The organism is Hydrogenophaga bisanensis (assembly GCF_042665135.1).
Taxonomy (GTDB): domain Bacteria; phylum Pseudomonadota; class Gammaproteobacteria; order Burkholderiales; family Burkholderiaceae_C; genus Hydrogenophaga; species Hydrogenophaga bisanensis.
Map to the genome: position 1 here is coordinate 39,356 of NZ_JBHTBX010000015.1, position 24,087 is coordinate 63,442.

The window sequence follows — 24,087 nt, forward strand, 5'->3', positions numbered from 1 at the left end:
ATGCGCTCCTCAAGCACATGAGAAAGGCTGCTACGCAGCCTTGGGGTTTGGGTTAAAGAATGGTCACGTCAATGACCGCATCGCACATGTGCAGCAGCTCTGGCGTCTGGGTGATCAGGAACTCACGTTCATAACCACCCTTCTCCAGCACCGTGCGTTTCATCGCCATGTACTGGCGCTTTCTCTCCGGATCCAGCGGTCCGTCCGACTCATCACTGAACAGCGTCTGGAAGTGAATGTCACTCGTCCTGGCCATGTACAAGGACAAAGCCCTGACCAGACACTCGTTGATCCACACCTTCTCGCCGCCGCTCATGAGTTCCAGCAACTTGGTCTCTCCGCGCAAGGTGTCTTCCACCATGACGTTGAAGGTCTCGCGTTGCAGCCCGGCCGCCGTTTGCTCTTGCGTCTGGATTGAGATCACAAAGCGGCCACCGTAGCAGTCCTCCAGCAACGCATTGGCCAGCGAGGAGATCGCCGGTCCTGCATCGTCGATGGACATGGCAATCACACCATCTGATCCCAGCGCCTTGGACAAGAGCATCCACATGGCCATCTCTTGCGAGATCTCCCGAGCACGTCTGTCATGCGCCTGTGCTTCCTCAAGCCGCTTGTCGCAGACATCGATTTCGACCTTCAGGGCATTGATCTGGCGCTCTTTTTCGGCAAGCTTTCTGGAGCATTCGGTTTTGCTCTCTTGCGCCTGTATCAGCTGACGCTGCACCTGGCCTTGAGCGGCCTCGTCCACCAGCGCGGGCAGGCCTCGCTTGAGTTGCATGAGGTTGCTCATCGCCTTCTGGTTCAGCTCTTCCTGCGAGTCCTTCTCCTGCTGGTGACGGCCATGCAGAGCTTCCACTTGACCTTGCAGCTCCCCATGTCGTGTGCGGCTGCGCTGCAGCTGCTCGGACGCGGAGGTGAGGTCAGCACGCACCGAGGCGATTTCCGCCTTGGCACGCTCGACCTGATCGCGCAGCGCCAACACCTCGCGGCATGAGGCCAGCTCCTGATCAAGCTTGGCCAGATCCGCCTGTGCCTGAGCTACCTTGACGCTCGTCTCCTGCAGGGCTTCGAGCACCCGTAGGCTCACTGACTTGTTTTCGAGCTTGAGGCGATACACCGAGCGTGCGTTGGCAAGCTGGGCCTGCTGTTGCGGCAGCTCCTGTGCTGCCTCGTTGGCCTGGCAAAGAAGCTTGCACTGCCCTGCCAAATCGGACCCCTTGCAGGGCACCTCATCGAGCAGAGCCGCAGTTCTTTGAGACAACAGCAGAGCGGCTTTGAGGTGCTCGCCATCGCTGGCCAACTTGGTCAGGCTCTCGGTCAGCTGCTGAACCTCTTGCGTGATCGTTGCGACCTGCTTGATGTCCGGCGCCTTGTCCTCGATGAACATGCGCAGCTTGCGCTGCTGCTCACGAAGCTCTTCCGAGCGCTTGGTTGCCCGATCAATGTCGTCCACCCGGGCGAGCAGAGCGTCAAGACCCTCCTGGCGATGGCGCAGCTGCTGCATCATCGTCTGGGCCATCTGCACAGCTTCCTGGGCGTCAAGCTTGGCACGCTCGATAGCGAGTACCTCTTGCGCCTGACGCTCTGCCAGTGAACTGGACTGGCGTCGAGCTTCGGCCTGGGCTGCAGCGATTTGCTCATCGATGGTCTCATGCTGTGCCCGGATGGACACCTGCTTTTCCAGCGCAGCAGCAACCGTGGCCTGCTCTGCGATCAAGCGTGTGATCTCTGCAGACCAATTTGCCAGCTCCGCTTCCAGCACGCGCTCCTCGTCCTGAGCCCTTTGGAGACTGGACAGAAGCACGTCACGGCTGCTGAGGCTGCCCCGGATTCGCATGGACAGCTCCTGCTCAGCGACCAGATGCGGCTTGAGAGCCTTGTAGACCTCGTTGGCTTTGCCCGAAAGCGCAGCCACTTCATCCATTCGCAGCATCTGTGCCAGCAGCTTCTTGATCTCGGATGCACTCATCTTGGAGATCGGCGTCTTGCCCTGTGCACTGAACTGTGCCGCAAAGAAGACCTCGGGTTTGCCCAGCACACGCTCCAGACATTGATCGTAGTTCTCAGCTTTGCCGTCTGAGGTCAGACCCGTTGCGGGGTCCGTCCAGGGCTGAGTTGACCCGTCCGGCTGGACAACGAACAGATAGGCCTCCATTCGCTTGGTCTTTGCAGTGGCCCGCATCCTCAGGGTGCTGAGGTAGCGAACACCTGCATGCTCCCAGATCAGCTCCTTGGCAGCCTCACCCGCGTCCATGTGGTCGTAGTAGGAGAACGAGCCAGGGGAGCCGCCGTTGGCATGGGAAGGCATGACACGGTAGGGGTGAAGGTTGTCGATGATGGTGGTCTTACCGGAACCATTGGGCCCGGCAAGCGCCACCAACTGGGCTTGAGCTGGGACCACAGAGGCCAGATCCAGAGTAAGAGTCTCTTTCGATCGGCTCGATGAGATGCCAGCGAAGCCCGTGAGGGTCAATTTGATGGGTTTCATGGTTTTTCTCCTTAAAGCGTTTCCCCAAGGGGGGAGGGTTGAAGGAGAAGCACCAGCAGATGGGCTGTCTGCAGGGATGGCCCTGTAGACAACCCACCCCTTGCGGAGTGGATTGAGGCTCAGACGTTGGTCACCGGTGGTCGGTCAGAAGGCCTCGCACAGGTAAGTCTCCGCCTTGGCCTTGAGATCTGCGCCGGGGCCGAACCACGCACTGTCCAGGCGATTCTCCTGAGCCCGTGCACGAACGTGGTGATCCGTGTATTCGGTCACCGCATTCAGCAGTCCCCAGGCCGTTCCCTGAACACCTGGCATCGTCGATCCTTTGCCCGCTCCGTTGAAGAGGCTCATGATCTTGACGAAGCCGCGGGTCTCCTGGATCTGCGTCTCGCCAGACGGCGTCGGCAGGATGTCCACGAGTACGCTGCGCGCGTCGCTGTCGGTCATCTTCACCTTGGTGAGGTGACGCATGCGGCCCAGGAAGTCGTCGAATGCGCGTGCACCGACCAGTCCCATACTCTCCTTGACCGCGTTCGGATCAAACACGGTGTTGTGGCGGACCTTGACCTCCTGGCCACGCTCGTGGTGCAGGGCAATCGCCTGGGTGTTCCAGCAGACCACACGCGTCGAGACGAACTTGGCTGTCGTGGCCAAGGAACCATCGCAGCTGGTGATCAGCAGCAGGTAGGCCTTGAGCCGGTCATTGCCGAGCACGTCGTCTTCGATGTTGGTTCGCGCCAGCGCCCAGATGCGCTTGCCGCCCTTGAGAGCGCCCAGCGTGTCGATTTCGAAGCCTTCACGATCCACGAGGGATCGGAAAAATTCGATCATCTCCACGGGTTGCACCGTCTTGTAGCGGTTGCTGACGACCGACATTCGCGCTTTGGTATCGCTGCGGTAGATGACCTTGAAGTCGGGGAAGTCGTTCAGCCCTTCTTCATCGGTGAACTGCACGGGAGCTTCCTTGTAGCGCCAGTTCAGGTGGGCCTGCTCCAGCCAGGTCTCCAGGGGAGCACCGGCTTGAACTTGCTGTCCCAGACCGTGCCAGGGCTTCTCTCCGGCATAGGCCATTTCGGCTTTGTTCAGATCGAAGAGGGAGAGGTGATGTGCCATGTTAAGCGTCCTTTCAGAGGTGCCACAGATGCGGCGTGTTGAGAAAGGGGGGCGCTTGGCTTACCGGTGAGCCGCACAAGCTGTGCCATCACGGTCCACTGGTAAGCCCACCCCCGAGGGGGGTGAGTTACGTGAGGATCAGGAGATCAGTTCAGGGGGTGCAAGAGTTTGCACGGGTGCAAGCTTGAGCACCTCCTGGACGACTTCGTCCACGGGTTGTGACTGGATGAGTTCCAGGCGCGCACGCAATGCGTCCACGCCGTCTGTCTCGGTCACTTTTGCCCAAGTGGCAAGCTTCTCTCCCAAAGGCTGGGTGGAGATCCCTTGAGCGCGCTGTCGCTGCACCGTCAGGGTCTTGCCTTCAATTTGCACGTCGGCTGCTTTTTCCAGAATAGACCTGATAGCAGCTCGGTCTACATTTTGCCTGGATTCTTCATCAATGCAATAGCGAATCCGAACAAAAGCGCCTTCGCACTCAGAAATCCGCTGCCGCAGATCATCCAGGTCGGGAGCGCCCTCGTAGACGAGATCCACATTTCGCCGTGAAGGGGTTGGGCAGGTTTTCAGCAACGCTCCTGCTGCATCAAGGCTCCAGAGCAGCCAGTACTTGTCGCCGATCTCTCCGTGGTGAAAGCGGCCAATGGAGCCCGCGTAGGCAACCACCTGATGAAAGCCCAGTGTTTCCTGTTCCCAGCTTTGCTGCTTGTGGATGTGGCCGAGAGCCACACCATCGGCTTTGGCTGCGAACAGGGACCCCAGCCCCAGCTCGTGGTCGGTTCCGGCCATAGGCACACCGGACTCGCTGATGCTGTTGAACACCGTCCCGTGGCTGATGACCATGGACGGGATTCCCCGCTGGCGCAGAGCATCGTTGACAGGACCCCAGCGCTCAAGGACGCCCGAGATGATCTGCCGGGCATGTACAGCCGCCTCATCAACCCGGTTGTCCACCAGCGCAGCGATGGCCGCCTTGTTCAGTGTGGGCAAGGCGTGCACCACCAGACGGTAGGAACCCCCATCCTGCATGGGCACGAAGGCATCAGCCGACAGCCCGAACGAGCCGATGCGATCGGCGACCGTCACCGGGTACTTACCGCCGACCAGCGCCAGCAAGCGAAGGAAACCCGGCGGCTCGTGGCTGAAGGTGCCTTGCAACATCAACACGGGACAGTGGTCACTCAGTCTCTTGATCTGGGCCGCCAGCGCTCGCGTGGCGGGAGCATGGGCGTCCAATGCATGGTCAGTGGTATCACCAGTGATGATGACGCAGTCCACGTTGGTGTTGAGCGCCTCAGTCACCGCGGCGGTGAAGCAGCGATCGGCCTCCTGAAGGTTGCCTGCACTGTAGTGAAGATCACTCATGTGCGCGATTTTCAAAGTCATAGCTTTTCTCCTTTTTCGGCATCAAGCCGGTTTGTTCAAAAGGAGACAGGCCGGTAGGCTTTCTGCTGGGTTGACCCAGTAGAAAGCCCGCCGAAGCGGGCCTCTGGTCTTCTCTGTTACGCGGTGAGCGCGTCGTTGTCATGGGCCCATGTGCCCGCGATGGACTCGGACATTTCGGCTCCCCGGGCATAGATGTCGGCCACGACACCTTCATCGGTTCCACGGATGCGAACACTGAAACCCTTGACACCCAGCCACGCGGCGCCATCGGTGAGTTCGTAGTTGCCGTCCACCAGTGGCGTGTCCATCTCGGGTTCGAGTCCGAAATCCTTGGTGATCTGCTCGATGCTCAAGCTGCAGCTGGACACCCGCACATCCAGATGCTTGAGAACCGCTTCGCAGATCACATGGGACTCGTAGATGGTCAGCTGAGGGATGTCCGTAGAGACGTCCTCACCGTCGCCGTCGACCCATTCACTTCCATGAAACATGCTCGCCTTGAGCAGGCCTTCGTTTTTTATCGTCCTGACCAGGCGAAGAACCTTCTTGGCCATCTCCTGGTCGATGAGCACGGTGCAAGTCTCAGGCGCCTGATCGCAGTCGACCGAAGTGACATCGAGCTTGTATTCCTTGTATTCCATTGAGTGCCTTTCCCGCACTAGGCGGTGTTGATGAGAAGGCACAGCCGGTAGGCTTTCTGCTGGGTGAGCCCAGTAGAAAACCCGCCGAAGCGGGTTGAAAGTGAGACATCAGACGAACAGGCTTGCCTGGGTCGGGTTCAGCGTGGCGCATCGCTGCCTGAGGCTATCGGCGTCTTGCTGTCCGTGCAGGCCCATCCGCTGGAGCCATTGCGATCGTCGGATCATGTTGTCAACGCCACTGCTCTGGCCACTGCCTAACGTCACCACGCCGTAGCGCAAGTAAATGCTGGCAGCCGACGTCCAGTCGACGTCCTCTCGGTGGTAGCGCCGTATGGCGTCCTCCGCCTCGAAGTCCAGGAACATGCAGGCACCCTCCTCGTCCACCGTGAACTCAGGCAACTCGTCCAGTTCAAGGAAGACATTGCCTTGAGTACCCATACGAAGACTTGGCCCACAGCTTTCGCTGAACATTTCCCAAACCGGATCCCTGAGGCCCGGCGGCTGCAAGGCTGAGGAGCCCTCGTCCCAGTCCCTTCCGACATAGATCCGGCCCACTTCAGGGACCGGACTTGGCCGAACCGGCTTGATCAGAACGGGCGCTTCTTGCTTGTTGCCACTCTCGTGTTCGAGATAGACCTTGATCGCATGGAACGGCGGATGCCAGGCGCGTACCGACCAATAGAAGTCGATGGCGAAGAGCTCCCTCATTCCAATGGCGTTGACCCTCACGGGCGACCCCATCGCGTTGGCCTGGTCCTGTGCTGTCAGCAAGTAGCGCAAGAGCCGCTCACACATCTGGGGACTGAACTGATCGGCCTTGACGAGCATGTAGCCGTCATCGTCGATTGTTCGCCCCAGGTAGTTGCGCAAGCTCCAGTCCCACTGCGAGTTGACGACGAAGTTGCGAAAACGCAGAAGCGGCTCCAGGTACCCGTACTGAGCGGGGTCGCTCTGGATCATGTTTTCCACACTGGTGTCGTTCTGGACGGCTCCGCAGACCCAGCAGCCAGAGCGGGCACCGCAAGGGCTACCCTGTCCCTGACGCATGTCGGCAACCACAACGCATTCCCCGCCCGCAGCTGCCGAGTAGAACTCGATCAGATCGGCAAAGTCTGAGTAGCTTTCATGCAGGCCCGCTGCGCACTCTCCCAGGTATTCCCACACCTGATCCGTGCTCCAGTGGAGGATGGGACTGAGCCGGGCGTCACCGTCCGGTCCAAACCACAGATCATCGGCTCGCTCTTTTCGCTTGGCGGTGTTGATCATTCGCGCCTGTGATTCGGATGAGCGTGTACCGATCACGGTGACCAAAGGCTTGTCATAGGCCTGAGACAGAGTGCGCACGTGGCGGCCTACTCGCTGACTCACGGAGATCTTCCAGTCAGTCGTGCAGTCGCGACGCCCAACAGGAAACGGCGGCAGTGCCCTGCCCCCAATCACCCGCGGCGCGTAGGTTGCCGAGAGCGTTGGCTTGCCCACGAACACCTTCAGTGCAATACCACGGCCTTCGGCAAACGTGCGGATCTTCTGCAATTCCTGGTCCGCCAGCGCACGTACAACAGGGTTTTCGACCCCGGTGTCAGCGCTGCAGACAAAGATCGGAGCGCAGCTTTCACCGGCAGCATGCAGACGACTAGCGGCCGTCAGCAGCAGGTTGGCGCAGCAACTGGAATCCTTGCCGCCACTGAACTGAAGCTGCACTGGATGACCATCGCGCAAGATCTTCATAAGCGTAGTCACTGCATCCTGCACACAGTCCTGTTGCCCTGCCCCTGTTTGAGTATTGGCACCCTGGTCTTGGTCGATGACCTCGAAGAGATCAGCGGCCAGCATGGCGTGCTCCTTGCGCGGCGCAGCTTCCCACAAACATCGTCCCAGTCAAACCACTGGCGGTCTGAACACGGTAGATGCCGCGACCCACACGACACAGGTCATATCGCTCAGTGCGACCAGCGGATGCCGCTGCTGCTTTCTGGCGCCACGACTTCAGCATCGTCGAGGCTCTTGCACGATTCATGGTCATGTCGCGGATGGCTGGCTGGCCATCCCATGACCAAAAGAAATCGGTCGTTTTCATGGCGAGTCCTTTCTGAGTTGCCGTAGTAACGGCGTTGAAAAAAGGACTTGCCCCTGCCCCCTGCGGAAGGTGGACAGAGGCAAGTCATCTTTCGATGACTCGCGCTTTACTCAGGGAATGAAACGGTCGGTCTGGTCCAGGTTGACCCAAGCCACGTTCCCACGGACATCCAAGCCAAGGCTCAGATCGATCCAGTAGTTCCAACCGGTCTGATCACTGAGGTGTCGTTTGCACACCTGCTCCAGTGCCTGCTGGTCCACCTGCCGGGAGATGAAGAACCGTTGCCGATCGGAATCTCTCACCAGGTAGTACCCACGGCGCTGGCCGGGTATGACCTCGGTGCTGATCACTGCACCATCTCCAAAGCGAATACGCATGATTGCCTCCTGCGCTTCAGATCAGGGCGGGCTGCTCGTCAAGCATCAGCACCTGGATGCGCTGAGTCTCGACTGCATGGCCATCCATCAGGTAGCGCAGCTCGCTAGAGCGTTCGAAGGAGATGTTTGCCAGCAAGTCGTGCGAGACGGTGAGGTCATTGCGCGCTTGTCCGGTCAAGCTCGTGGACACCGCCTCGAACTGCTCACGCAGCCAGCGGTTTTCCAGCGGACTCTGCAGCCTGAACTGCACGTCATCGGGCAGGTCTCTCACGCTCTGGCGAGCGGCCTTGAGTGCATCGAAAGCAGCTTTGATGAAGAAGATGTCTTCCTCGGCATGCTTCTTTGCGCTGAGCCTGATGATCGCCACGTCCATTTCGTAGTCATCCCTGCCGACGAATACCACCCGGCCATCGACCAGGAGCACGTGGGCGAACGTCTTTTCGGACGAGCCTGCGTAACCGATGTGGATGCGGGTCTTGTAGAGCTCAATCCTGGGCTTGCCCTTCAAGGTGCTGCCGTAGGGCGGCTCTGAAGGTCCTTCAGCGGTATTGCAGCGTCCCAAGGTTGAGTGAAAGACCTTCCACACGTTGATGCCTCTGGCCTCACCCCAAGAGCCATCCTTGAAGCGCATGTGGTTGATCATCATGTTGAGCACGTCAAAGTCCTTCACAGGGTCCAACGTGATGTAGCCTTCGCCGCCATCTTCCTTGGGGACACTCAGACGCTGCGCGAGGTCGCTGCGGCCCATCGCCTCAAGTGCTTGGATCGCTTCGGATCGATTGTCGTCCGTGATAGCTGCAGAGAACCCCTGCTTGACGTTGTCCAGGACCACTCGGTCCAGCGCGAGAAGCGACGGCTGCTCGATCACGGCCAGCATGTCAGAGACGAACTTCACGGGCGATCTGCCATTGACCTTGAGCATCCCGCCAGGGATGGATTCGGCCAACAGGTAGATCCGCTCGATCATCTCCTTCTTGCGACCGAATTTCATGGCGCACCAGGATGCGGCCTTTGGGCCGTCCTTGATGCAGTGCGTGTTCTCCGTCCACACGTATGCCACCTCTCCCGAGGCGGTGATGAAGGACAGCGCCTTTGCTTGATTGAAGACGGTTGCTCCCATGGATTCCTTTCGTTCCCGCATATGCGGTGGTTGATGAAAGGATGGGCCGGTAGGCTTTCTGCTGGGTGGGCCCAGTAGAAAGCCCGCCGAAGCGGGCTCATTGGTCTGACAGTTGGATCAGGCGTAGGACCGACGGAAGAAGCCCATCTGACTTCTGACCATCTTCAGTTGTGTCCTCTTGAGCACGGTGTCCACCACGGCATGCAGATCATCGGCACTGAGGCAATGGTCTGACTGGCCGCCAAGGAGCCGCAATGGCCCACTGCCTGTCACCTCCATGAGGGACGAGAGCCTATGGCGGGAGATGAGTATCCCCATCGACCATGGCATCTGTCGGCTGCGTTCCGGCAGGTGGTAGAACTCGACCAGTGGCTCGTCCGTGCTGTTGGGCACCGGGCGATGCTTGCCATAGAGCTGGCCTGGCTCAACGATGCGAATCTGATACCTGCCCAAGATCAGGTCAGCCTCTTCAGGCAAGCTCATGGACATCCTCCTTGAGCAATTCCAGGCGCTTGTTCAGAGCATTCGCATCCAAGTACAGCGGAAACTGTCCATAGGCGTCTCCGGAGAACGTGTCGCCCCAGGGCAACTTGACCTCGAAGGCCCCCCATTCGTCGACGACAAACCTGGCATCGGGCTCGACGCTGTCAACCAGGTACATGAACAGGGCGCAGTAGCGCTCTTGCACACCATCCGGGACAACTCGTAGCTCACTCATGGCCTTGGATGAGATGAAAAGGGCCACCGGGTGGCGGGCCAGCTTCAACTTGCTCCAGGCCAGCATCGCCTTGCGCTTGAGCTGCACGTCGGCCACAAAGAAGGCGAGTACCACGGCGATCAAGGCGAACTCCTGTTCCGGCGCCATCTTGTCCCAGCGCTCGAAGCGGGCAACGTTCCAGTGGTTGGGAGACACATGGTCTCGTGTGTTCAGCATGTCATTCCTTTCGTTCCGCATCGCGCGGGGTTGAGAAAGGACTGCCGGTCAGGCTTCTTTGAGCGGCCAGCCGGCCACTCAAAGAAGCCCACCGAAGTGGGCTGAGGTGATGACCCGAGGCACAAGGCCCCGGATCTATCACGGCTGTGTGGTCGAGCGGTTCACAGCATCAGGGGGGCAACGCGGCCCCCGCCGATCACCATGACACGCTGACCCAGCGAGAAGCGCACACCGTCAACGCTGCTTTGAGCGATGGCAATGACACCCTTTCCGCCTTCGAGTTGCACGACGATTTCCTGACCGGCATAGGTGGATGCCAGTGACTTACCGACGAAGCCCCCGGCCAAAGCAGAGACACCAGCAACCAGAAGGCGACCGGTCTTGCTCATGCCTGCCAGAGATCCCACGCCGTAGCCTGCCACAGCACCTGCCCCACCGCCAACGGTGGTGGCTGCGGTTGCCGTTTGGTCGACCAACTCGATGTCGCGCACCGAAAGGATCACGCCAAAGCGAACACTTTGCGGCTTTTGGGCCGTGGTGTACGCCGTCGACGTGCCTTGCTTGCTGACAAACGGTAAGCCTGTTGCAGTACATCCTCCGAGGAAGAGCGCTGCGAACAGACCGATGACCAGCACGATGCTGCGAACGATGGGCTCGACACGGTTCAGATTGAAAGCTTTCATGATGGACCTCTCAGAGTTTCCGCATGCGCGGTGTTGATGAAGCGGTCCACCCATCGGGTGTTCTCATGCAGACAGGTTGCATGCATGAGAACACCCTCTCCCGAGGGAGAAGGTGCGGGTCTGCCTGGTGGCCCGTTCGCATCTCGGACGCTTGGGGACACAGGGCTACCTTTGTGGATTGGCGATCAGCTGGGCTTCACCTCCATACGCTCGACAGTGGTCTCGACAATGCTCGTGCCATCGGGCGATGTGCCCGGGTCGAACACTGCAATGAGACATTCATCCACGTTGGCGGCGCTTTCGCTTTCACCGATCATTTCCTTGGCTTGCGTCTCGCAGAGACCATCCCGAAGGAAGGACTCCATCGCGGCGCGATACAAGGCTTTTTCGTCGTGAACCTCGACGTTGATACGCACGAGAAAGCTCACAGTTGCCATGGTGGCTCCTTTCATTTCCGCATCTGCGGTGTTGATGAAGGTTGCCGTGACGTGTACGGATGAGCACGCGCGTGCGCACTCGTACACCCCACTGGGTCAGCGCCATGTCAATAGGTAAGCAGCACAAGTCCATACGCCCAGCGTGGAGCGGGGACGAGCGCTACAGGTTTACGGTTCGCCGCCGTGAAAGGCGAGCGATGTGCTTGCTGTGTTCTCTGGCCTTCTTCATCCCGCAATGGCGGTTTCGCGAAGAAGCACCACCTGACTGACGGCACGCGAAAGCCAGGTGAGGAAATTCTAGTCCCAAATCTCTTGGCTGCACAGCCACTTTGCCTGAGAACTTCGTGGGCTCAGTAACGAGGTGTCCTGTAGGGATTGCCAGGATCTGACGGGCTGCCGTACGGACGCATCGTGTCGGTGTTCAGACCCCGACTTGTGTCTCGGTCCAGAGCCTTTCCTCCTCCTGGAGCAATCGACTGACCCCCGCCCGGTCCGATGGATTGCCCGCCACCCGGGCCAATCGACAAACCACCTCCAGGGCCAATGGACTGGCCACCCCCTGGACCAATGGACTTGCCGCCGCCTGGACCTATAGAGTCACAGCCTCCCGGGCCGATGGAGCCCGGGACGCAGTTTCTCCACGCTTGGGCATTCACGCTCAAAGCGGTGAGCAGCAGGCCTGCAACGAAGATGCTACGCATTGGGATACTCCTGTTGCCAAGAAGTGGCCCCTCATTCAACCACAGCACGTGCGGCCTTGATAGCCCGTTGGCGAAACGGGCTGCCCACCTCAGGCATAGGCTGGCTTCAAGGGCGATTCCATGGGTTCGCCCCGCATCAGCTTCGCCATGGATCTGGCGCGATCGACAAGAGCGCACCCACCGGCATCCATCGCAGAAGTGCTTGTGTAGGTTGAAATGAACCCAGCCAAGCGCTCGATCATCTCGGCCGCCGACTCCACAGAGGCATCAGGTTCGACAGCATGTGTCTCACCAAATCCTGCTGCATCCAGCGCCTTCGCCGCAGAGATCGCCAACATGGCGCGGTGCGTATGGCGTTCGGCTTTTTGGAGCTCTTCCATGGACCACTGCCGCAGGGATTCTGCTGCCGAGCGGCCACACTGCAGGCGCACATCGATGCTCACGTGGCCAAAGTTGATGCAGGCGTAGGCGCTTGCTGCGCCGACGATAGTCTTTACGTGAAGGTTGGAGATCATGGTTTTCCTTTTCGTCTTTGCCGAAGGGTCGGCGGTTGGTGAAAAGGAATGCCTCAACGGCTGGCCACTGGCTAGCTGCCACTGGTCAACGGTCGGCGACATGATCGGCCGCAAGGAAGAAAGGCCCGGGTCGCATGCGCTTCCCGGGCCTTCCATTGTTCCTGTGTGTGTTCACTGGCCTGTTTTGCTGTCCGTGGTCTTGGTGTCGAGCTTACGCCCGATCCAATAGACCAAGGGGATTGCAACGGCCGACAAGATCAGATAGATCCGTGCGACCGGATCATCCAGCGCGAACATCTGGCTGAGGATCTCTTTCATGACTTCCATGTTCCTAGTGTATGCGTCTGCTACTCGCTGAGCAACAGACTGATTTACTTGAATTTTTCCTTGTCCTCAATCTGCTTGATGCGACGTTCGGCTCTGTAGATACCGGACGCAGCAACAAACATCCAGGCGACGCCAATCAGGAGTTGTCCTGGGGCGTTTTCGGACTTGAAGAGAACGACACCCAAGCCAAAGCCAACCATCAGCAGTGCTTGCAGCACATGCACCACAGTCTTGAGCATCGGGACATCGTCCTGAAGCCGTTCAACTGCTCGCTTTAGCGAACTCACAAGCTTCCTCACTTTTTGGATGGCCCAGACAACCGCAGCTGCATAGGCAACCACCAGGCACACTCCAGACAGCACCACGGCCGTCAATACCACTGTCAATATCAACATATTTCTCTCTCCTTATAGTTTTTGTTGATGATCCCGTCGACAACCCACTGTCCACGGGCGAGGCTTCAACGCAATCAACCTCGCATTTCTTCCTTCGTTTCTCTCGAATTCGTTCCTGCATACGCAGCGTTGAAATCCAAGGAGCAGGTCACCCCTGTCCATATGTATAGACACGGGTGACACGCCTTCTCGGTGTGATGGGCCTGTGGGGAGCGAGGACGCAGTGCTTCCTGGTGGAAGGCTCAGCCAATGACGAGGCCCAAAGAAAAACCCCCGATGGGTTTTGGCATCGGGGGTTTGCGTTAGTTGGGGACTTCGGCCATCCTCTCGGGCGCATGCTGCACCCAGAATGGATCGGGATTCCAGCCCTGATCTGTTTCGATCTCGATCACAAATCCAAGATCGTGATCTTCACGTGTGGAGTAGTTCTTGAACTCCCCAGCAGCGACGCCCGCTTTGGCCACGGCCATCATGACGATTTTGTCGGCTTCGTCATCAAGCCGCTGTGCTTCACGATCGTGGTGAGCGATGTCGGCGACGTTGGTGTGCGCCACATCCGCAGCCTGCGCACGATGCCACTTCGCCCTCTTTCTGAGCCCGGTGACCCAAGGGTCACTTGAGGCGTGTTCTTCTGCTTCTCGGTACCAGTTCATACACAAAAATCCTTTCTCCCTCACAAGAAGAAATCAAAGGAGAACGCCGGCGGGCTTTCGGCTGGGATCGCCCAGTCGAAAAACAGCAGGTGATAAAGATGAGGGCTCGCGCACGGCCAACCACGAATAAGGCCTCATCCCCCCTTGAGCCGTGGTTGCGGACTCAAGGGGGGACTACTGTGGCGACATACGTCAACCACACAACATGGGGTGGTACACCAGACAGCCCCTCCAGGGACTGTGCATACAGGTGCACGACCCTGACGGACCATTGATCCACTTCACCGACTAAGGCAAAGCTGGACTGGCAGGTTCACCAGTTGGCTGACAAGCCAAATACCCATGTTGGGCGCCGTCGAGCTGGGATGTCACTTCCAGCAAGGCAACAGTGAAGTTGCGTTTCCATCGACCAACACGAAGCAAAGAGCACGCTTGAGTTGTTGGTCAGTCCATCCCGCAGAAGCGGTTCATTGGATGGCTCCATTGTGGGACCTGGATCAGCGCTTGTGCAAGTTGAATGCAGCGCGTTTTAGGCACTCATTCCCAACTTTTGCAGCTCGTTCACACAGAACAATTTGGTGACATTGATGAGCCGCTTGACACATGACCACAGAAGACAGCACCGCACCGGCCACCCTCAACGCCGATGACGAGCTCGACATGGAGCTCGAGAGGACCGTTGACCCAGTCATCGTTCAGATGAAAAACGAAGACCGGATCACAAAGCTGCGGGCAAAGCTCCGTGCCGAGGCCACGATCACGATGCGGACCTCCCCCATCTCGCGCGTGCTGCGCCGTGACTGGAACATCGTCAGCGCCAAGCTCTTTCTCAACAGCATCGAGACAGACTATCAGCAGCAGATCCGGCGGGACCTGGACGAGCTGCACTGGCAGGTGGATGACCTTTTGGAGCAGCTCAAGGTCATGCCGATCGGTAAGCTCGACACCAGCTGGATGGTCCCGCGTCAACTCGATGTCAAGGTGATCCATCCCCTGACGGCGTCCTGGCTACGCGCCTTCCGCAATTTCGACAGGTGCTTCGAGATCCTGATCAATGCCGAGCGCAGTCAGCTGATCACACGCAAGCAGCGCTTTGCTTTTTCCGCACCGGTGCAGCTGGCCTACTTTTCTTTCAAGGCCACTGCGATGAAATTGCCCTTGAAAACGACCGATGAACTGCTGTCTGAAGCGGGCATTGCGGAGTTGCAGCCTGCATGAACATGGCACAACCGCAAAACACAGCGCTGACATGCGCCTCGAACACTCAAGCTGGCGTTGAAGCCTTCTTCTCGCGCGCAATCGTTGGCGGTCCCATGAGCTTGGAGCTGGGGGTGCACACCCGGCCGTCCAATCTCAAGCGCATTGGTGTTGAGATTGCGCCCGTCACCATGGCTCAGCGTTTGAGCGACAACCTGCTCGACTCAGTCGCCATCGACCACGCCCAGATCGGCAAGCCTCACCGCAAGGCGTCAAGGATGCGCCGGGTCCTTGAGCGTTTCTCCCTACCTATCGCCATGACAGGTCTTGTCTTGTGCATCACATCCCTGCTCCTGCTGAAACTGGGTTGATCAACCATGAACGTCGACACGCTCACCATTGACCCGCTGCTGATGAACATCGTCCACCGGATCGCTGCGAATAGCACTATCGAGGGAAAGATGACATTCGATGGTGGAGTGCTCATCCAAGGGCATGTCCGGGGGGACGTTCATGTCGATGGGCCGCTGCTGATCTGGTCTGGCGCCACCGTACAAGGTCACATCAAGGTCTCTGGTGACCTTTACCTCTTTGGCAGCATCGGCCTTCCTGATAGTCTGCCGACAGATACGATCCTTGAGTGCGAATCGACGGCCCATGTCGCAAGCTCGTCCATCATCACCGGAACGCTCAAGGCCCGGCACCTCAACATCTACCAGGGGGCCGATCTGCGCGGCGTGGTGCGCTCTTACGAGCACGCCCCATCGACGAAGGGCCAGGCCGCCCCTGACACCTTGGCAAACAAGGCGCCCTCTTCCAGCGCTACCGCAGTGGGCACCAGTTCCAGCGTGGTCAACGAGATCGAGAGTTTCTTCAAGGCCCCGGGCGTTGATGTGCCCGTCTTTTCCCGCTAAGCGATGACCAGCGAACCGCTGACCTGGGATGTGGCGCTGCAGGAGCACGACCTGACCAGCATTCTGACCACCGTGAGCGAGAAGCATTTTTCGCGCATCGGTGGAGGCATGACGTTTGAGGGTGCGTTCTTCACAGCTACAGGGTGTGATGTCGCGGGATCGGTCAAAGGCCATATCAGCGCACTTCCGGCCAGCACTGCCCCCGTTCGTACCCATCCTGGATCGAGCGTCTGCGGCGAGATCCACTCGCCGCATGTGGCTCTCTACGGTCAGTTCGATGGACTGGTTCACAACCCTGTGGGTGTCACGATCGTTGGCGCTTCTGCAACGGTCAAAGGCGTCATCCGCTACCGCATTCTTCGAAGTGATGGGGCATTGCTCGACACCAACCTGATCAAGGTTGACAACGCTCCAGGCGGGGCAGCGCCATGATGCTGAGTCTGGTTTCACGTGATGCGCTGGCCTCCATCGATACCGTGATCGATGCTTCGGCGCGCGTCAGCGGCAACTTCCACAGTACAGGTGCGGCCGGCATCCGGGTTGACGGTCGCTTCAAAGGCTCAATCTGCCTGGGGCCCGATTCGATCGTCTTCATCAGCAAGGACGCCGTGGTCGAAGACGCTGAGCTGTGCGCCGACGTGGTGGTGGTGGCCGGCTACGTGAAGGGAAAGGTGACGGCACGAAAGGCATTCGAAGCCATCGATGCAGCACACGTCCGTGGTGCAGTCGAGTGTCAGGGCAGGCTTTGCCTCCATCCTGGGTCAAAGATGGACGCCCTTCTCAGCGTCAGCCCAAGTCACTGAACGTCGCCGCCGCGACGGCGAATTTGACTTGCGTGTCTTGTCGGCTAGCTTGGTGTGGCAACACCTCAAAGGACACCCACATGACACCCATTGACCTTTCGAGCCTGGACCAGATCCCGGCAGTAGCTCTCATCAGCGGCAGCACCCGGCAGGCCGCCAAAGAGGCTCACGGCTCATCGCGCGACCACTGGTTTGTCGAGCGCCAGGACATTCACCTGATGCCGGGATTCAACGTCCGCATCAAGAACGCCTCCTACACGCAGCACGTTCGCTGGTTGGCCGACCAGATGAAGGAAGTCGGCTTCAGGGTCGACAAGTCGATCAGCTGCTACGCCTCCCGCGACGAAGACGGCAAGACGAGGCTTTATGTCGCGGATGGACATACCCGCCTGGAAGCCTACGACCTGGCCACCAGCGAAGGATGTGACCTGGGCCCGATCCCGATCGCGATTGGAAAGGAGTTGCAGAATCAGACCATAGAAGATCTCACGGTTGGCCTTGTCACCAGCAACAGCGGACGCGAACTCACGCCACTGGAGAAGGCGGCTGTGCTCAAGCGCCTGATCAACTTCCGCTGGTCAGAGGCTGACATCGCCAAGCGCCTGGGAGTCACCATTCAGCAGGTCCAAAATCTGCTCATTCTTGCCAGCGCGCCACCCGAGATTCGCCAGATGGTGGCCAGCGAGGAAGTCTCTGCGAGTACCGCCATTGACGCCATTCGCCGTTTCGGGGGCACAGCCGTTGCCAAGCTCACGGCCGCTGTCTCGCACGCCCGCAGCGAGGGCAAGGGAAAGGCCACCGGCAAGCATCTCGTTGACCCGGTTCATCGTTCAGCCAAACGCCAGGCACCGGCGCTTTGGAACGTGGCAAAGGTCATTCAGTCCGATCCTGGCTTCTCGGCTTTGTCTCAAGTCGTGCAGGCACAGCTGGTGGAGCTCCTCAAAAGCATCGAGACGGCTGGACAGAAGAAGAGTCAGTCCAGAAAGGCCGACCGCGGTGCCCAAAAGACCAGCACCAACAGTCAGCAAAACCTCGATCTACCCTGATCTGTCGACCCGAAATCAGTGGACCGGACAAATTTGTCCGGTCCTTTAGTTTTACCTCTTTGGTATTCATTCTGTGGATAACTCACGGGGTCTACCGGATCATCACGTACCCGAAGCCCGAAGCTCGTCCCCATCATGGGATCTCTACGGCGCTGCTTGGCAAGTCCCAACCAAACGAGCAACCGAGCCCCACAAAGTCACTTTGGATCAGGATCGGCAGGCTTGTGTACCCACACAGCAGGCCAGCCTGTCGCAGGGTCTGTACCGCTGAAGATCGGATCTTGCTGCCAGTTCTTGCGAGCGGCGGCCTCGACGAAGCCATCGAGCTCCTCCCAGGAGTCCGCCGAGAGTGCTAGCCAGCGGTGTGGCCGCCCCTCCTTGAGCATGACACCAAGGTCCTGGACAGAGCGCGCCATCAGTTGCCAGTCTGCAGGTTGGAGCTGGTCACCCACAGAGACGACGCCACGAGGAGTACCACCCCGTAGAGCATCCAGACGCTCAGCGGCACCGGCAGGAAGGGCAGGAACAGGAACAGGCCTGCGGTCGAGATCGCGGTGTGCGTGGCGCCCCAGAAGAAGACCGGATTGTGCGGTTTGAACTGGTCGAGCTTGGTCGATCGCGTGACCAGCCCATCGATGATCGCCGGAAGGATGACAGCCAGCAGCAAGACGCTGAGCACAGGCCACAAGCCCACCAAGCGCCAGATCGCCCGGTACAGCATGTGCCACATCCCCGTCAGATAGCCCTGGCTGATTTTCTCGGAGTTGCGGACACTTGCTGGATCGCCGTGGTTGGCCTTCGCGCGAAACAGCTTCTCGACCCCGGTCATGAACCCCGTGTTGACGAACAGCTCCGCGAAGGCGGCGTTGGCTTTCCTGGTCACATCCGCCGGGTCTTGCCCCAGCTGACGCAGAGCCTGCACCTCCGACTTGGGCAGCTTGAGCGACTGCGCATTCATCAAAGCAGGCATGAGCATGATGGCCAGGAAGGGCATCAACAGAATCCAGAAGATCGTGTGCCTGGCGAACTGGTTCTTGACCTCAATCATGGTGCGATCCTCTTTGCCTCAATGAACTCGATAACCCCTTTGAACATCCCTCGGCCGGCGGCAAAGGCGAAGTAGTGCAAGGGTGGCAGACGTGTCAGTAGCTCTGGCGGAACCAGCGAAGTGGCCGACGATTCGAGCGAACGGGACGTGTTCGATCGGAATTCGGTGAACGCGGCGCTCGATTCGGAACCGGAGCTGTAGGAAACCGACAGCGAGCGGGCCTGAACCTCACCAAACATCTCACTGACGTACTTGGCCGTTTCGGTGCTGCGCACGCGCAGGGAGATGAGGTTGTTCAGGTTGGCCAGCACCTGCTCGCATTTGTCCTTGCTGCCCAGGCGCACCGTCAGGTCGGCGATCGCCTGCATGGCCAGGAAGCACTTCATGCCAGCACCACCGCCCTTGTTGAGGATCTGCAGGAGCTGGTCGTTGGCGACTTCCGCCGTCTCGTCAACAAACAGGAACGCGTCGGCCGGCGCGCTGAAGTTGTAGATCGCGCCCAGCGTGGAGGACAGATCAGCCAGCAGGATCGAGCCGATGGCCGAGGCAATGATCTTGTTGGACAGGGAGTCCAGACCGATGTAGAGCACAGCCTTCTCGTCGATCACCTTGCGCATGTCATAGATGGGGCGCGTGTCTGAGGTGTCCATCGGATCGGGAGACAGAAGATCACCAATCTCGTCGGAGCCCAGCATTTCCAGAATCGGCTCAAGCACCTGCACCATCTTGCTGTAGTGTTCCTTGGAATGCCGCACCATGGAGATGATGCCGTCGATGGTGTCGTCCGTGTCGCCCTCGTCGATGTACTTCAGGATGCACCAGTCCAGGCGTGACATGGCCTGCTTTCCCGTTGTGGGCAGGCTGCGCAGGTCGCGATCCCAGTCGGGTCCATGCTTTTTGGCAAAGTGGTTTTGCAGGATCTTCTCGGCCAAGCCCTCAACACCCATCTGGACATAGCGCTTGGTATTGCGGATGGTGGGCCTCTCCCCTGCCGCGATGAGCGCCCGGTGCACCCGGTACAGCGTCTTCCAGGCGAAGGCCGCGAAGCTACCATCGGCGTCGACCAACTGGCCAATCCGAGTCGCCGGCTCCGAGATGTTGTTCCAGTTCTGAAGTGGCTGTAGCCGGATCGACTTGTGCGGCTGTGCAGGGTCGAAGTAGAGAAACTTGCGTCCCGTCTTCTGGCACATCGTGTTGAGCATCGAGACCCAGTCGATGTCCTTCTTCGGGTCAATCACGATGAGCGCTGAGCCCATATCGATGATCTGCGCTGTCACCGCTTCAAACAGACGCGTCTTGCCCGCACGGGTTGTTCCCGTGATCAGCGTGTGCCCCGGTAGAGCCGAAAGCGGGATGCCGACGTCCTTTTCTTCAGCCACTCCCAGACCGTGAATCCATGGCTCCCCGATGTCAGAGTCAAGGATGGGACGGGTGTTCTCCGGCAGGATGCCCTTGAGCAGTGCCGCCACCGCCTTGTCAATTGCTGTTCGCTGGTGCTTGGGGATTCGCTCCAGACGGGCTGCTTGACGCTTGATGACCTCAGGCACATCCGGCAGTTCATCAGCGTTTCGGTTGAGGACCTGGCGTGCCGTTTCGACGTGTCGCTGTGACCAGTCGAAGCCGCGACCCAAAGACAGGATCTCCCGCTCTTTGCGCAATCTTCGGCTGCGCATCAGCAGGTCATTGAGCTTGATGGTCCTCAAGCGCGAGAGACTGAGCGATGCGCGAAAGGCGTAAAGGCGCTTGACATCCCGAATCCTCATGCCACAGAGGGCCAGCGCCGCAAGAATCATCAAGGGCCAGTACGGCGGCCGGTAGAGCAGGAGCACCACAGCGGAGAACAGCCAGGCGCCCGATGACCACAGCTCATGAGCAGAACGGAACCTGTCTTCGAACTTCTGCGCACTCATTCCTTTACTCCCGCAGGCTCGCTGGCCAGATTGGACTCAAACACATCCCTTGCGGCCTTGGTGCAGACCACCCCACCTTCGACCTTTTCAAAGACCAGCTTGGCGTCGTGGAGCATCTGATAGTTGTCACGCGCGGCTGCACCGAAGCTCAAGGCCTTTCGGGTGATCGACATGTGGCCGTTGTCGAGCAACTTGATCTCCGGGTGAAGGGCTTTCATTGCAGCAAGGCCACGCAGCCACTCCTGAGCCTTGGCAACCACAGGCTGCTGTTCAATGTCGCCATCGCTTTTCACCGGCTTCGTAGGGGCGCTGGGGACAGTCGGTTCAATGGGTCCCTGTGCTGGGGTTGAAGCCACAACGGCCGAGGGAGCGGCTGGCGTCGACAGCGTCTTGGGCTCGTCGATCGAATCGTCTGTGCGCACTTGCTGCGCTACCCTCGCCTTGTCATCGTCGATGACCTTGGAGACTGCCTGGCGCACGACTTTGCCCAAGGGTGATTCGTTGGACGGCGCCTGAAGTGTGGGATTGATCGCCAGTCCGAACTCAGACAGCATGCGCGGACTCAGCCCCTCAAACTGCCCCGACCAGAAAAGCTCCTGCAACTGCATGTACAGATGCTGGATAGGTAGCAGCGTGCCGTTGGACCAGTACACCGTGAAGGGTGACTTCAGATCTGTCAGGGAGTCCGCACTGGCAAACGAGTAGATCTCACCCTCCTCGAACTGGACCTGCACAGAGTTGGTCGCGATCAGGTAGACCGTCGCCATGGAGGCGCAGTAGGCCAACCACCGGTACTGGACGTCGCCCTCCATTCGCTTGGCGGCCGTGGCACCGGGGTCGAAGATTGTCTGGCTGCACAACTTGACAGCCAGGAGCCCAGCGGCCACCGAGCAGGCCAGCGCTCCACCACGCTGCGAGTACGAATCCTTGCGAAGTGGTATTTCTGACAGTCGTGCGGCTACACCTTCTGTAAAGGGTAGATACATTTCGACAAACGATTTCTGACTCACCAAAGCAGCAAGTTCTTGAAAAGTCTGCCGGCTGATGTGGCTTTTAAGCAGAACAGCGATTGATGAAGGGCTGATGTGCATGTTTCTCTCCTGCCTCCATCCTCTGTGCCCACGGGGACACAGGCTTGTCGAAAGCTTTCACTTATTGCGCCGCATTCGAAAGTTGCACATTGACTTCGGTGATTCATCATCAAAGCTCACCATTTCTGCAAGGAGCACGCACGAATGAACGCATTGATCGACGCCTCAAACCTCGAAGGTGTCAACACGCAGATACAGCTGGTCGGCGTGGAGAACGAGGACATCGATTCACAGCAGCAGATCTACTCACACGCTGTCCAGGTCCTGTTCCACTACACGAACATGAAGACCGCGGCCATGAACGTGTGCATTCACCTGCACCTGTGTCGCGAGAAGTTCAAGTCCAAGGGCGCCGAGGCTGGTTGGGAGCTCTTCTGCCTCAAGAACTTCGCGCCACTGGATATGCAGATGACCCACATAAGGTCAGCCATCCGTACGGGACGCGCCCTGATCAGCGCCCTGAACTCACAGCGTTTGCACAACGACCCGCGAGCAAGGACCACCTTCGAGCAGATGTCTCGTTACGCACTGACCACCTTCTCGGAGTCCCCTGAGGAAATCCGCGAAGAGTTGGCTGTCCGTTTGGTCACCTTGGCCGACGAACAAGCCCGTGCGCCAACTAGCACCGATGTACGTGCTGAAGTGGCAGAGCTCATGGCAGAGCTCAATGACAAGAACGATGCCCTCCAGCGCAAAGACACAGCTTTGACGCGCATGAATCAGGAGCTCCAGGCATCCGACGCACGTGTGAGTGAGCTTCGTGAAACGGTTGAACGCCTCAATGCTGAGGTGACAAGGCTGAGCAATCAACCCAAGGTGACTGTTGAGACGCTCGATCCGGCGTCGGAGGCTACGCTGAAATCCGTCAAGGAGGCCGAGGCTCAGCTCGCGAGCCTCACCAACGATCTCAGGCTCGCACGCAATGAGCTACGAGCAGTTGAAGAGGAACGGAAAAGGAAAGAGGACGAGGTCGAGACCTTCAAGGCGGACAACGCAAGAGCGGAGTACGAAAAGACTGCTCTCTTTCAGTTCACCCAAGAGTTGAACACCCTCAAGGGCAAGTGGACGTCCGTCTTCTTCAAGCACAAGGACACTGAGATCAGTGACGAGACCAAAGAGCGCATCACCAATGCTGCTGCCGAGCTGCGGAAGCTGGCGGATCAGCTCGAAACAGTGTGCTCCCCAACGTTCGAGGTGTTTCCATCATGACGCTTGACCAGCAAAGCTATCCCGACATCGCCAAGATCTGTGGACCGACTCTGCAAAGCCAGATTGAAGAAGCCAACAAGGCGATTCTCAAGCTCTACGTCACGGCCGCGCGTCTTGGCTCAGCTGAGCCGTTGGCAGCCTCACTGCTGGGCGTGGATCAGGCGTTCCTGGATGTCTTCTCCACGGAGGTAGCCGGCCGCGAGTCGATCCTTGCTGCCTCATATGGCTTTCCGATCTTCGAGCCACGCATCAAGGACCCGGCGACTTTGCTCACCATTGCACGCGAGGGCTCTGGCAGCACCACAAGCATCGCTGCCCTAACCCGCTCCTTCAAACTCCCCGTTGTTGAGCGCGCCATGCGCCGTGATCGGAAGGCATAAATCATGGATGGACTGCTGGAAAGAAACTTCATGCTTGAGAAGCCCGGCGTCGGCCGTTTCGCCATCGACAGCAAGTCGGCTGAACGCAATGTCTATGAGTGGGCCGAGATGATGGTGGCCATGGGTGGGCGAAGCTGCGTGGTTGCCCAGTTGACCAAGCTCAGTGATGCAGAGGTCCGTGGCATCTATCAACGTGTCCTCGGTCGCTCCAGTCCGTCAGGCCAGCAACCGACGGATCTGAACTGGTACCTGCGTTCACCCATTCGGCGTCTGCACAGCGCCTTGCTGGTGGTGCTGTACGCACAATGCAAACACATGCCGCCCTACGCCGCGTTTGCAAACGCGTACTACCACTATGCCCGAACGACGGCCGCGAGTGTCGAGCGGCAGAAGTGGACCAGAGATCCAGCTTTCCGCACGTCCGAGAAGGACTACGTCATCCCGTTCTCACGCGGGTACTTCCTGGTGTCGATGTACAGCGACGAGACAGATGCCGATGGCAAGCGTTTGTGCGAACTGCAGATGCGCAGGTGCAAGAAGTGCGGCGGCCTCTACATGTCCCACATCACCGAGGCTTCGACCCTTTGCCCGGTCTGCGAATAATCCCAGCCAGAAACCGCATCAGCCCGCCTTGGCGGGTTTTTTTTT

The 24,087-nt window shown here is 58.9% G+C and carries 28 protein-coding genes; 9 read left to right on the forward strand and 19 right to left on the reverse strand.

Annotated features, from left to right (window positions below):
- Window positions 1-52 precede the first annotated feature (52 nt).
- From ACFQNJ_RS17145 to ACFQNJ_RS17220, 16 genes are all read right to left on the reverse strand, one after another.
- A complete protein-coding gene (locus tag ACFQNJ_RS17145; RefSeq protein ID WP_382259742.1) occupies window positions 53-2,488 on the reverse strand; it encodes a hypothetical protein in 2,436 nt (811 codons plus the stop codon).
- A gap of 144 nt (window positions 2,489-2,632) precedes the next feature.
- On the reverse strand, window positions 2,633-3,598 hold the full coding sequence (locus tag ACFQNJ_RS17150; protein ID WP_382259744.1) for a DUF932 domain-containing protein: 966 nt from the start codon (window positions 3,596-3,598) through the stop codon (window positions 2,633-2,635).
- Window positions 3,599-3,736: 138 nt separating this feature from the next.
- Window positions 3,737-4,981 (reverse strand): metallophosphoesterase family protein, encoded by a 1,245-nt coding sequence (locus ACFQNJ_RS17155; RefSeq protein ID WP_382259746.1) that lies wholly within the window; start codon window positions 4,979-4,981, stop codon window positions 3,737-3,739.
- 116 nt (window positions 4,982-5,097) lie between these two features.
- Complete coding sequence (locus ACFQNJ_RS17160; protein WP_382259748.1) at window positions 5,098-5,622, reverse strand: hypothetical protein; 525 nt, start codon at window positions 5,620-5,622, stop codon at window positions 5,098-5,100.
- A 108-nt stretch (window positions 5,623-5,730) separates the two neighbouring features.
- Window positions 5,731-7,455, reverse strand: a complete 1,725-nt coding sequence (locus tag ACFQNJ_RS17165; RefSeq protein ID WP_382259750.1) for a phosphoadenosine phosphosulfate reductase domain-containing protein — start codon at window positions 7,453-7,455, stop codon at window positions 5,731-5,733.
- On the reverse strand, window positions 7,442-7,699 hold the full coding sequence (locus ACFQNJ_RS17170; RefSeq protein ID WP_382259752.1) for a hypothetical protein: 258 nt from the start codon (window positions 7,697-7,699) through the stop codon (window positions 7,442-7,444). Before ACFQNJ_RS17170 ends, ACFQNJ_RS17165 begins: the two co-directional genes overlap by 14 nt.
- Before the next feature lie 110 nt (window positions 7,700-7,809).
- On the reverse strand, window positions 7,810-8,076 hold the full coding sequence (locus ACFQNJ_RS17175; protein ID WP_382259753.1) for a hypothetical protein: 267 nt from the start codon (window positions 8,074-8,076) through the stop codon (window positions 7,810-7,812).
- Window positions 8,077-8,092: 16 nt separating this feature from the next.
- Entirely contained in the window at window positions 8,093-9,196 is a 1,104-nt protein-coding gene (locus tag ACFQNJ_RS17180) for a hypothetical protein (RefSeq protein WP_382259755.1), read from the reverse strand.
- A gap of 117 nt (window positions 9,197-9,313) precedes the next feature.
- Window positions 9,314-9,679: a hypothetical protein gene (locus tag ACFQNJ_RS17185; RefSeq protein WP_382259757.1), complete on the reverse strand. Its 366-nt coding sequence runs from the start codon at window positions 9,677-9,679 to the stop codon at window positions 9,314-9,316.
- On the reverse strand, window positions 9,666-10,130 hold the full coding sequence (locus ACFQNJ_RS17190) for a hypothetical protein (RefSeq protein WP_382259759.1): 465 nt from the start codon (window positions 10,128-10,130) through the stop codon (window positions 9,666-9,668). The genes ACFQNJ_RS17185 and ACFQNJ_RS17190 overlap by 14 nt, the downstream gene beginning before the upstream one ends.
- 161 nt (window positions 10,131-10,291) lie before the next feature.
- Window positions 10,292-10,813, reverse strand: a complete 522-nt coding sequence (locus ACFQNJ_RS17195; protein ID WP_382259761.1) for a hypothetical protein — start codon at window positions 10,811-10,813, stop codon at window positions 10,292-10,294.
- Between the two features lie 185 nt (window positions 10,814-10,998).
- A complete protein-coding gene (locus tag ACFQNJ_RS17200; protein ID WP_382259763.1) occupies window positions 10,999-11,250 on the reverse strand; it encodes a hypothetical protein in 252 nt (83 codons plus the stop codon).
- Between the two features lie 790 nt (window positions 11,251-12,040).
- Window positions 12,041-12,466, reverse strand: coding sequence for a hypothetical protein (locus tag ACFQNJ_RS17205; RefSeq protein WP_382259765.1), 426 nt, complete (start codon window positions 12,464-12,466; stop codon window positions 12,041-12,043).
- Window positions 12,467-12,637: 171 nt separating this feature from the next.
- Entirely contained in the window at window positions 12,638-12,784 is a 147-nt protein-coding gene (locus ACFQNJ_RS17210; RefSeq protein WP_382259767.1) for a hypothetical protein, read from the reverse strand.
- A 53-nt stretch (window positions 12,785-12,837) separates the two neighbouring features.
- On the reverse strand, window positions 12,838-13,188 hold the full coding sequence (locus tag ACFQNJ_RS17215; RefSeq protein WP_382259769.1) for a hypothetical protein: 351 nt from the start codon (window positions 13,186-13,188) through the stop codon (window positions 12,838-12,840).
- Window positions 13,189-13,490: 302 nt separating this feature from the next.
- A complete protein-coding gene (locus ACFQNJ_RS17220; protein ID WP_382259771.1) occupies window positions 13,491-13,841 on the reverse strand; it encodes a hypothetical protein in 351 nt (116 codons plus the stop codon).
- Between the two features lie 603 nt (window positions 13,842-14,444).
- Between ACFQNJ_RS17220 and ACFQNJ_RS17225 the strand changes: the two genes are divergently transcribed.
- The 6 genes from ACFQNJ_RS17225 (at window position 14,445) to ACFQNJ_RS17250 (ending at window position 17,801) form a co-directional block, all read left to right on the forward strand.
- Window positions 14,445-15,059 carry a hypothetical protein gene (locus ACFQNJ_RS17225; RefSeq protein WP_382259773.1) on the forward strand — a complete coding sequence of 205 codons (615 nt, stop codon included), beginning with the start codon at window positions 14,445-14,447 and terminating at the stop codon, window positions 15,057-15,059.
- The gene (locus ACFQNJ_RS17230; RefSeq protein ID WP_382259775.1) at window positions 15,056-15,409 is read left to right on the forward strand and encodes a hypothetical protein; all 354 of its coding nucleotides are present in this window, start codon (window positions 15,056-15,058) and stop codon (window positions 15,407-15,409) included. Before ACFQNJ_RS17225 ends, ACFQNJ_RS17230 begins: the two co-directional genes overlap by 4 nt.
- Window positions 15,410-15,415: 6 nt before the next feature.
- Complete coding sequence (locus ACFQNJ_RS17235) at window positions 15,416-15,952, forward strand: bactofilin family protein (protein WP_382259777.1); 537 nt, start codon at window positions 15,416-15,418, stop codon at window positions 15,950-15,952.
- 3 nt (window positions 15,953-15,955) lie between these two features.
- Window positions 15,956-16,384 (forward strand): polymer-forming cytoskeletal protein, encoded by a 429-nt coding sequence (locus ACFQNJ_RS17240; RefSeq protein WP_382259779.1) that lies wholly within the window; start codon window positions 15,956-15,958, stop codon window positions 16,382-16,384.
- Window positions 16,381-16,755 carry a bactofilin family protein gene (locus ACFQNJ_RS17245; RefSeq protein ID WP_382259781.1) on the forward strand — a complete coding sequence of 125 codons (375 nt, stop codon included), beginning with the start codon at window positions 16,381-16,383 and terminating at the stop codon, window positions 16,753-16,755. Before ACFQNJ_RS17240 ends, ACFQNJ_RS17245 begins: the two co-directional genes overlap by 4 nt.
- An 80-nt stretch (window positions 16,756-16,835) precedes the next feature.
- Window positions 16,836-17,801, forward strand: a complete 966-nt coding sequence (locus ACFQNJ_RS17250; protein ID WP_382259783.1) for a ParB/RepB/Spo0J family partition protein — start codon at window positions 16,836-16,838, stop codon at window positions 17,799-17,801.
- 415 nt (window positions 17,802-18,216) lie between these two features.
- Here ACFQNJ_RS17250 and ACFQNJ_RS17255 read toward each other — a convergent pair whose 3' ends face one another.
- Genes ACFQNJ_RS17255 through ACFQNJ_RS17265 form a run of 3 tightly spaced genes read right to left on the reverse strand, consistent with a single transcriptional unit; the run spans window position 18,217 to window position 21,850 of the window.
- Complete coding sequence (locus tag ACFQNJ_RS17255) at window positions 18,217-18,849, reverse strand: IncC plasmid conjugative DNA transfer DtrJ family protein (protein WP_382259785.1); 633 nt, start codon at window positions 18,847-18,849, stop codon at window positions 18,217-18,219.
- Window positions 18,846-20,759, reverse strand: coding sequence for a conjugative transfer system coupling protein TraD (gene traD, locus ACFQNJ_RS17260; RefSeq protein ID WP_382259787.1), 1,914 nt, complete (start codon window positions 20,757-20,759; stop codon window positions 18,846-18,848). The genes ACFQNJ_RS17255 and traD overlap by 4 nt, the downstream gene beginning before the upstream one ends.
- Entirely contained in the window at window positions 20,756-21,850 is a 1,095-nt protein-coding gene (locus tag ACFQNJ_RS17265; protein ID WP_382259789.1) for a hypothetical protein, read from the reverse strand. The genes traD and ACFQNJ_RS17265 overlap by 4 nt, the downstream gene beginning before the upstream one ends.
- A 144-nt stretch (window positions 21,851-21,994) precedes the next feature.
- On the opposite strand from ACFQNJ_RS17265, the gene ACFQNJ_RS17270 reads away from it, so the two are divergent.
- Genes ACFQNJ_RS17270 through ACFQNJ_RS17280 form a run of 3 tightly spaced genes read left to right on the forward strand, consistent with a single transcriptional unit; the run spans window position 21,995 to window position 24,042 of the window.
- On the forward strand, window positions 21,995-23,059 hold the full coding sequence (locus ACFQNJ_RS17270; RefSeq protein ID WP_382259791.1) for a hypothetical protein: 1,065 nt from the start codon (window positions 21,995-21,997) through the stop codon (window positions 23,057-23,059).
- A complete protein-coding gene (locus ACFQNJ_RS17275; RefSeq protein ID WP_382259793.1) occupies window positions 23,056-23,439 on the forward strand; it encodes a hypothetical protein in 384 nt (127 codons plus the stop codon). The genes ACFQNJ_RS17270 and ACFQNJ_RS17275 overlap by 4 nt, the downstream gene beginning before the upstream one ends.
- Window positions 23,440-23,469: 30 nt before the next feature.
- On the forward strand, window positions 23,470-24,042 hold the full coding sequence (locus tag ACFQNJ_RS17280) for a FlhC family transcriptional regulator (RefSeq protein ID WP_382259795.1): 573 nt from the start codon (window positions 23,470-23,472) through the stop codon (window positions 24,040-24,042).
- The last annotated feature ends 45 nt before the right edge of the window (window positions 24,043-24,087 follow it).

Coding starts and splice junctions, on each gene's coding strand:
- ACFQNJ_RS17145 (WP_382259742.1), bottom strand. CDS start 2,488: ATGAAACCCATCAAATTGACCCTCACGGGCTTCGCTGGCATCTCATCG.
- ACFQNJ_RS17150 (WP_382259744.1), bottom strand. CDS start 3,598: ATGGCACATCACCTCTCCCTCTTCGATCTGAACAAAGCCGAAATGGCC.
- ACFQNJ_RS17155 (WP_382259746.1), bottom strand. CDS start 4,981: ATGACTTTGAAAATCGCGCACATGAGTGATCTTCACTACAGTGCAGGC.
- ACFQNJ_RS17160 (WP_382259748.1), bottom strand. CDS start 5,622: ATGGAATACAAGGAATACAAGCTCGATGTCACTTCGGTCGACTGCGAT.
- ACFQNJ_RS17165 (WP_382259750.1), bottom strand. CDS start 7,455: ATGCTGGCCGCTGATCTCTTCGAGGTCATCGACCAAGACCAGGGTGCC.
- ACFQNJ_RS17170 (WP_382259752.1), bottom strand. CDS start 7,699: ATGAAAACGACCGATTTCTTTTGGTCATGGGATGGCCAGCCAGCCATC.
- ACFQNJ_RS17175 (WP_382259753.1), bottom strand. CDS start 8,076: ATGCGTATTCGCTTTGGAGATGGTGCAGTGATCAGCACCGAGGTCATA.
- ACFQNJ_RS17180 (WP_382259755.1), bottom strand. CDS start 9,196: ATGGGAGCAACCGTCTTCAATCAAGCAAAGGCGCTGTCCTTCATCACC.
- ACFQNJ_RS17185 (WP_382259757.1), bottom strand. CDS start 9,679: ATGAGCTTGCCTGAAGAGGCTGACCTGATCTTGGGCAGGTATCAGATT.
- ACFQNJ_RS17190 (WP_382259759.1), bottom strand. CDS start 10,130: ATGCTGAACACACGAGACCATGTGTCTCCCAACCACTGGAACGTTGCC.
- ACFQNJ_RS17195 (WP_382259761.1), bottom strand. CDS start 10,813: ATGAAAGCTTTCAATCTGAACCGTGTCGAGCCCATCGTTCGCAGCATC.
- ACFQNJ_RS17200 (WP_382259763.1), bottom strand. CDS start 11,250: ATGGCAACTGTGAGCTTTCTCGTGCGTATCAACGTCGAGGTTCACGAC.
- ACFQNJ_RS17205 (WP_382259765.1), bottom strand. CDS start 12,466: ATGATCTCCAACCTTCACGTAAAGACTATCGTCGGCGCAGCAAGCGCC.
- ACFQNJ_RS17210 (WP_382259767.1), bottom strand. CDS start 12,784: ATGAAAGAGATCCTCAGCCAGATGTTCGCGCTGGATGATCCGGTCGCA.
- ACFQNJ_RS17215 (WP_382259769.1), bottom strand. CDS start 13,188: ATGTTGATATTGACAGTGGTATTGACGGCCGTGGTGCTGTCTGGAGTG.
- ACFQNJ_RS17220 (WP_382259771.1), bottom strand. CDS start 13,841: ATGAACTGGTACCGAGAAGCAGAAGAACACGCCTCAAGTGACCCTTGG.
- ACFQNJ_RS17225 (WP_382259773.1), top strand. CDS start 14,445: ATGACCACAGAAGACAGCACCGCACCGGCCACCCTCAACGCCGATGAC.
- ACFQNJ_RS17230 (WP_382259775.1), top strand. CDS start 15,056: ATGAACATGGCACAACCGCAAAACACAGCGCTGACATGCGCCTCGAAC.
- ACFQNJ_RS17235 (WP_382259777.1), top strand. CDS start 15,416: ATGAACGTCGACACGCTCACCATTGACCCGCTGCTGATGAACATCGTC.
- ACFQNJ_RS17240 (WP_382259779.1), top strand. CDS start 15,956: ATGACCAGCGAACCGCTGACCTGGGATGTGGCGCTGCAGGAGCACGAC.
- ACFQNJ_RS17245 (WP_382259781.1), top strand. CDS start 16,381: ATGATGCTGAGTCTGGTTTCACGTGATGCGCTGGCCTCCATCGATACC.
- ACFQNJ_RS17250 (WP_382259783.1), top strand. CDS start 16,836: ATGACACCCATTGACCTTTCGAGCCTGGACCAGATCCCGGCAGTAGCT.
- ACFQNJ_RS17255 (WP_382259785.1), bottom strand. CDS start 18,849: ATGATTGAGGTCAAGAACCAGTTCGCCAGGCACACGATCTTCTGGATT.
- traD (WP_382259787.1), bottom strand. CDS start 20,759: ATGAGTGCGCAGAAGTTCGAAGACAGGTTCCGTTCTGCTCATGAGCTG.
- ACFQNJ_RS17265 (WP_382259789.1), bottom strand. CDS start 21,850: ATGCACATCAGCCCTTCATCAATCGCTGTTCTGCTTAAAAGCCACATC.
- ACFQNJ_RS17270 (WP_382259791.1), top strand. CDS start 21,995: ATGAACGCATTGATCGACGCCTCAAACCTCGAAGGTGTCAACACGCAG.
- ACFQNJ_RS17275 (WP_382259793.1), top strand. CDS start 23,056: ATGACGCTTGACCAGCAAAGCTATCCCGACATCGCCAAGATCTGTGGA.
- ACFQNJ_RS17280 (WP_382259795.1), top strand. CDS start 23,470: ATGCTTGAGAAGCCCGGCGTCGGCCGTTTCGCCATCGACAGCAAGTCG.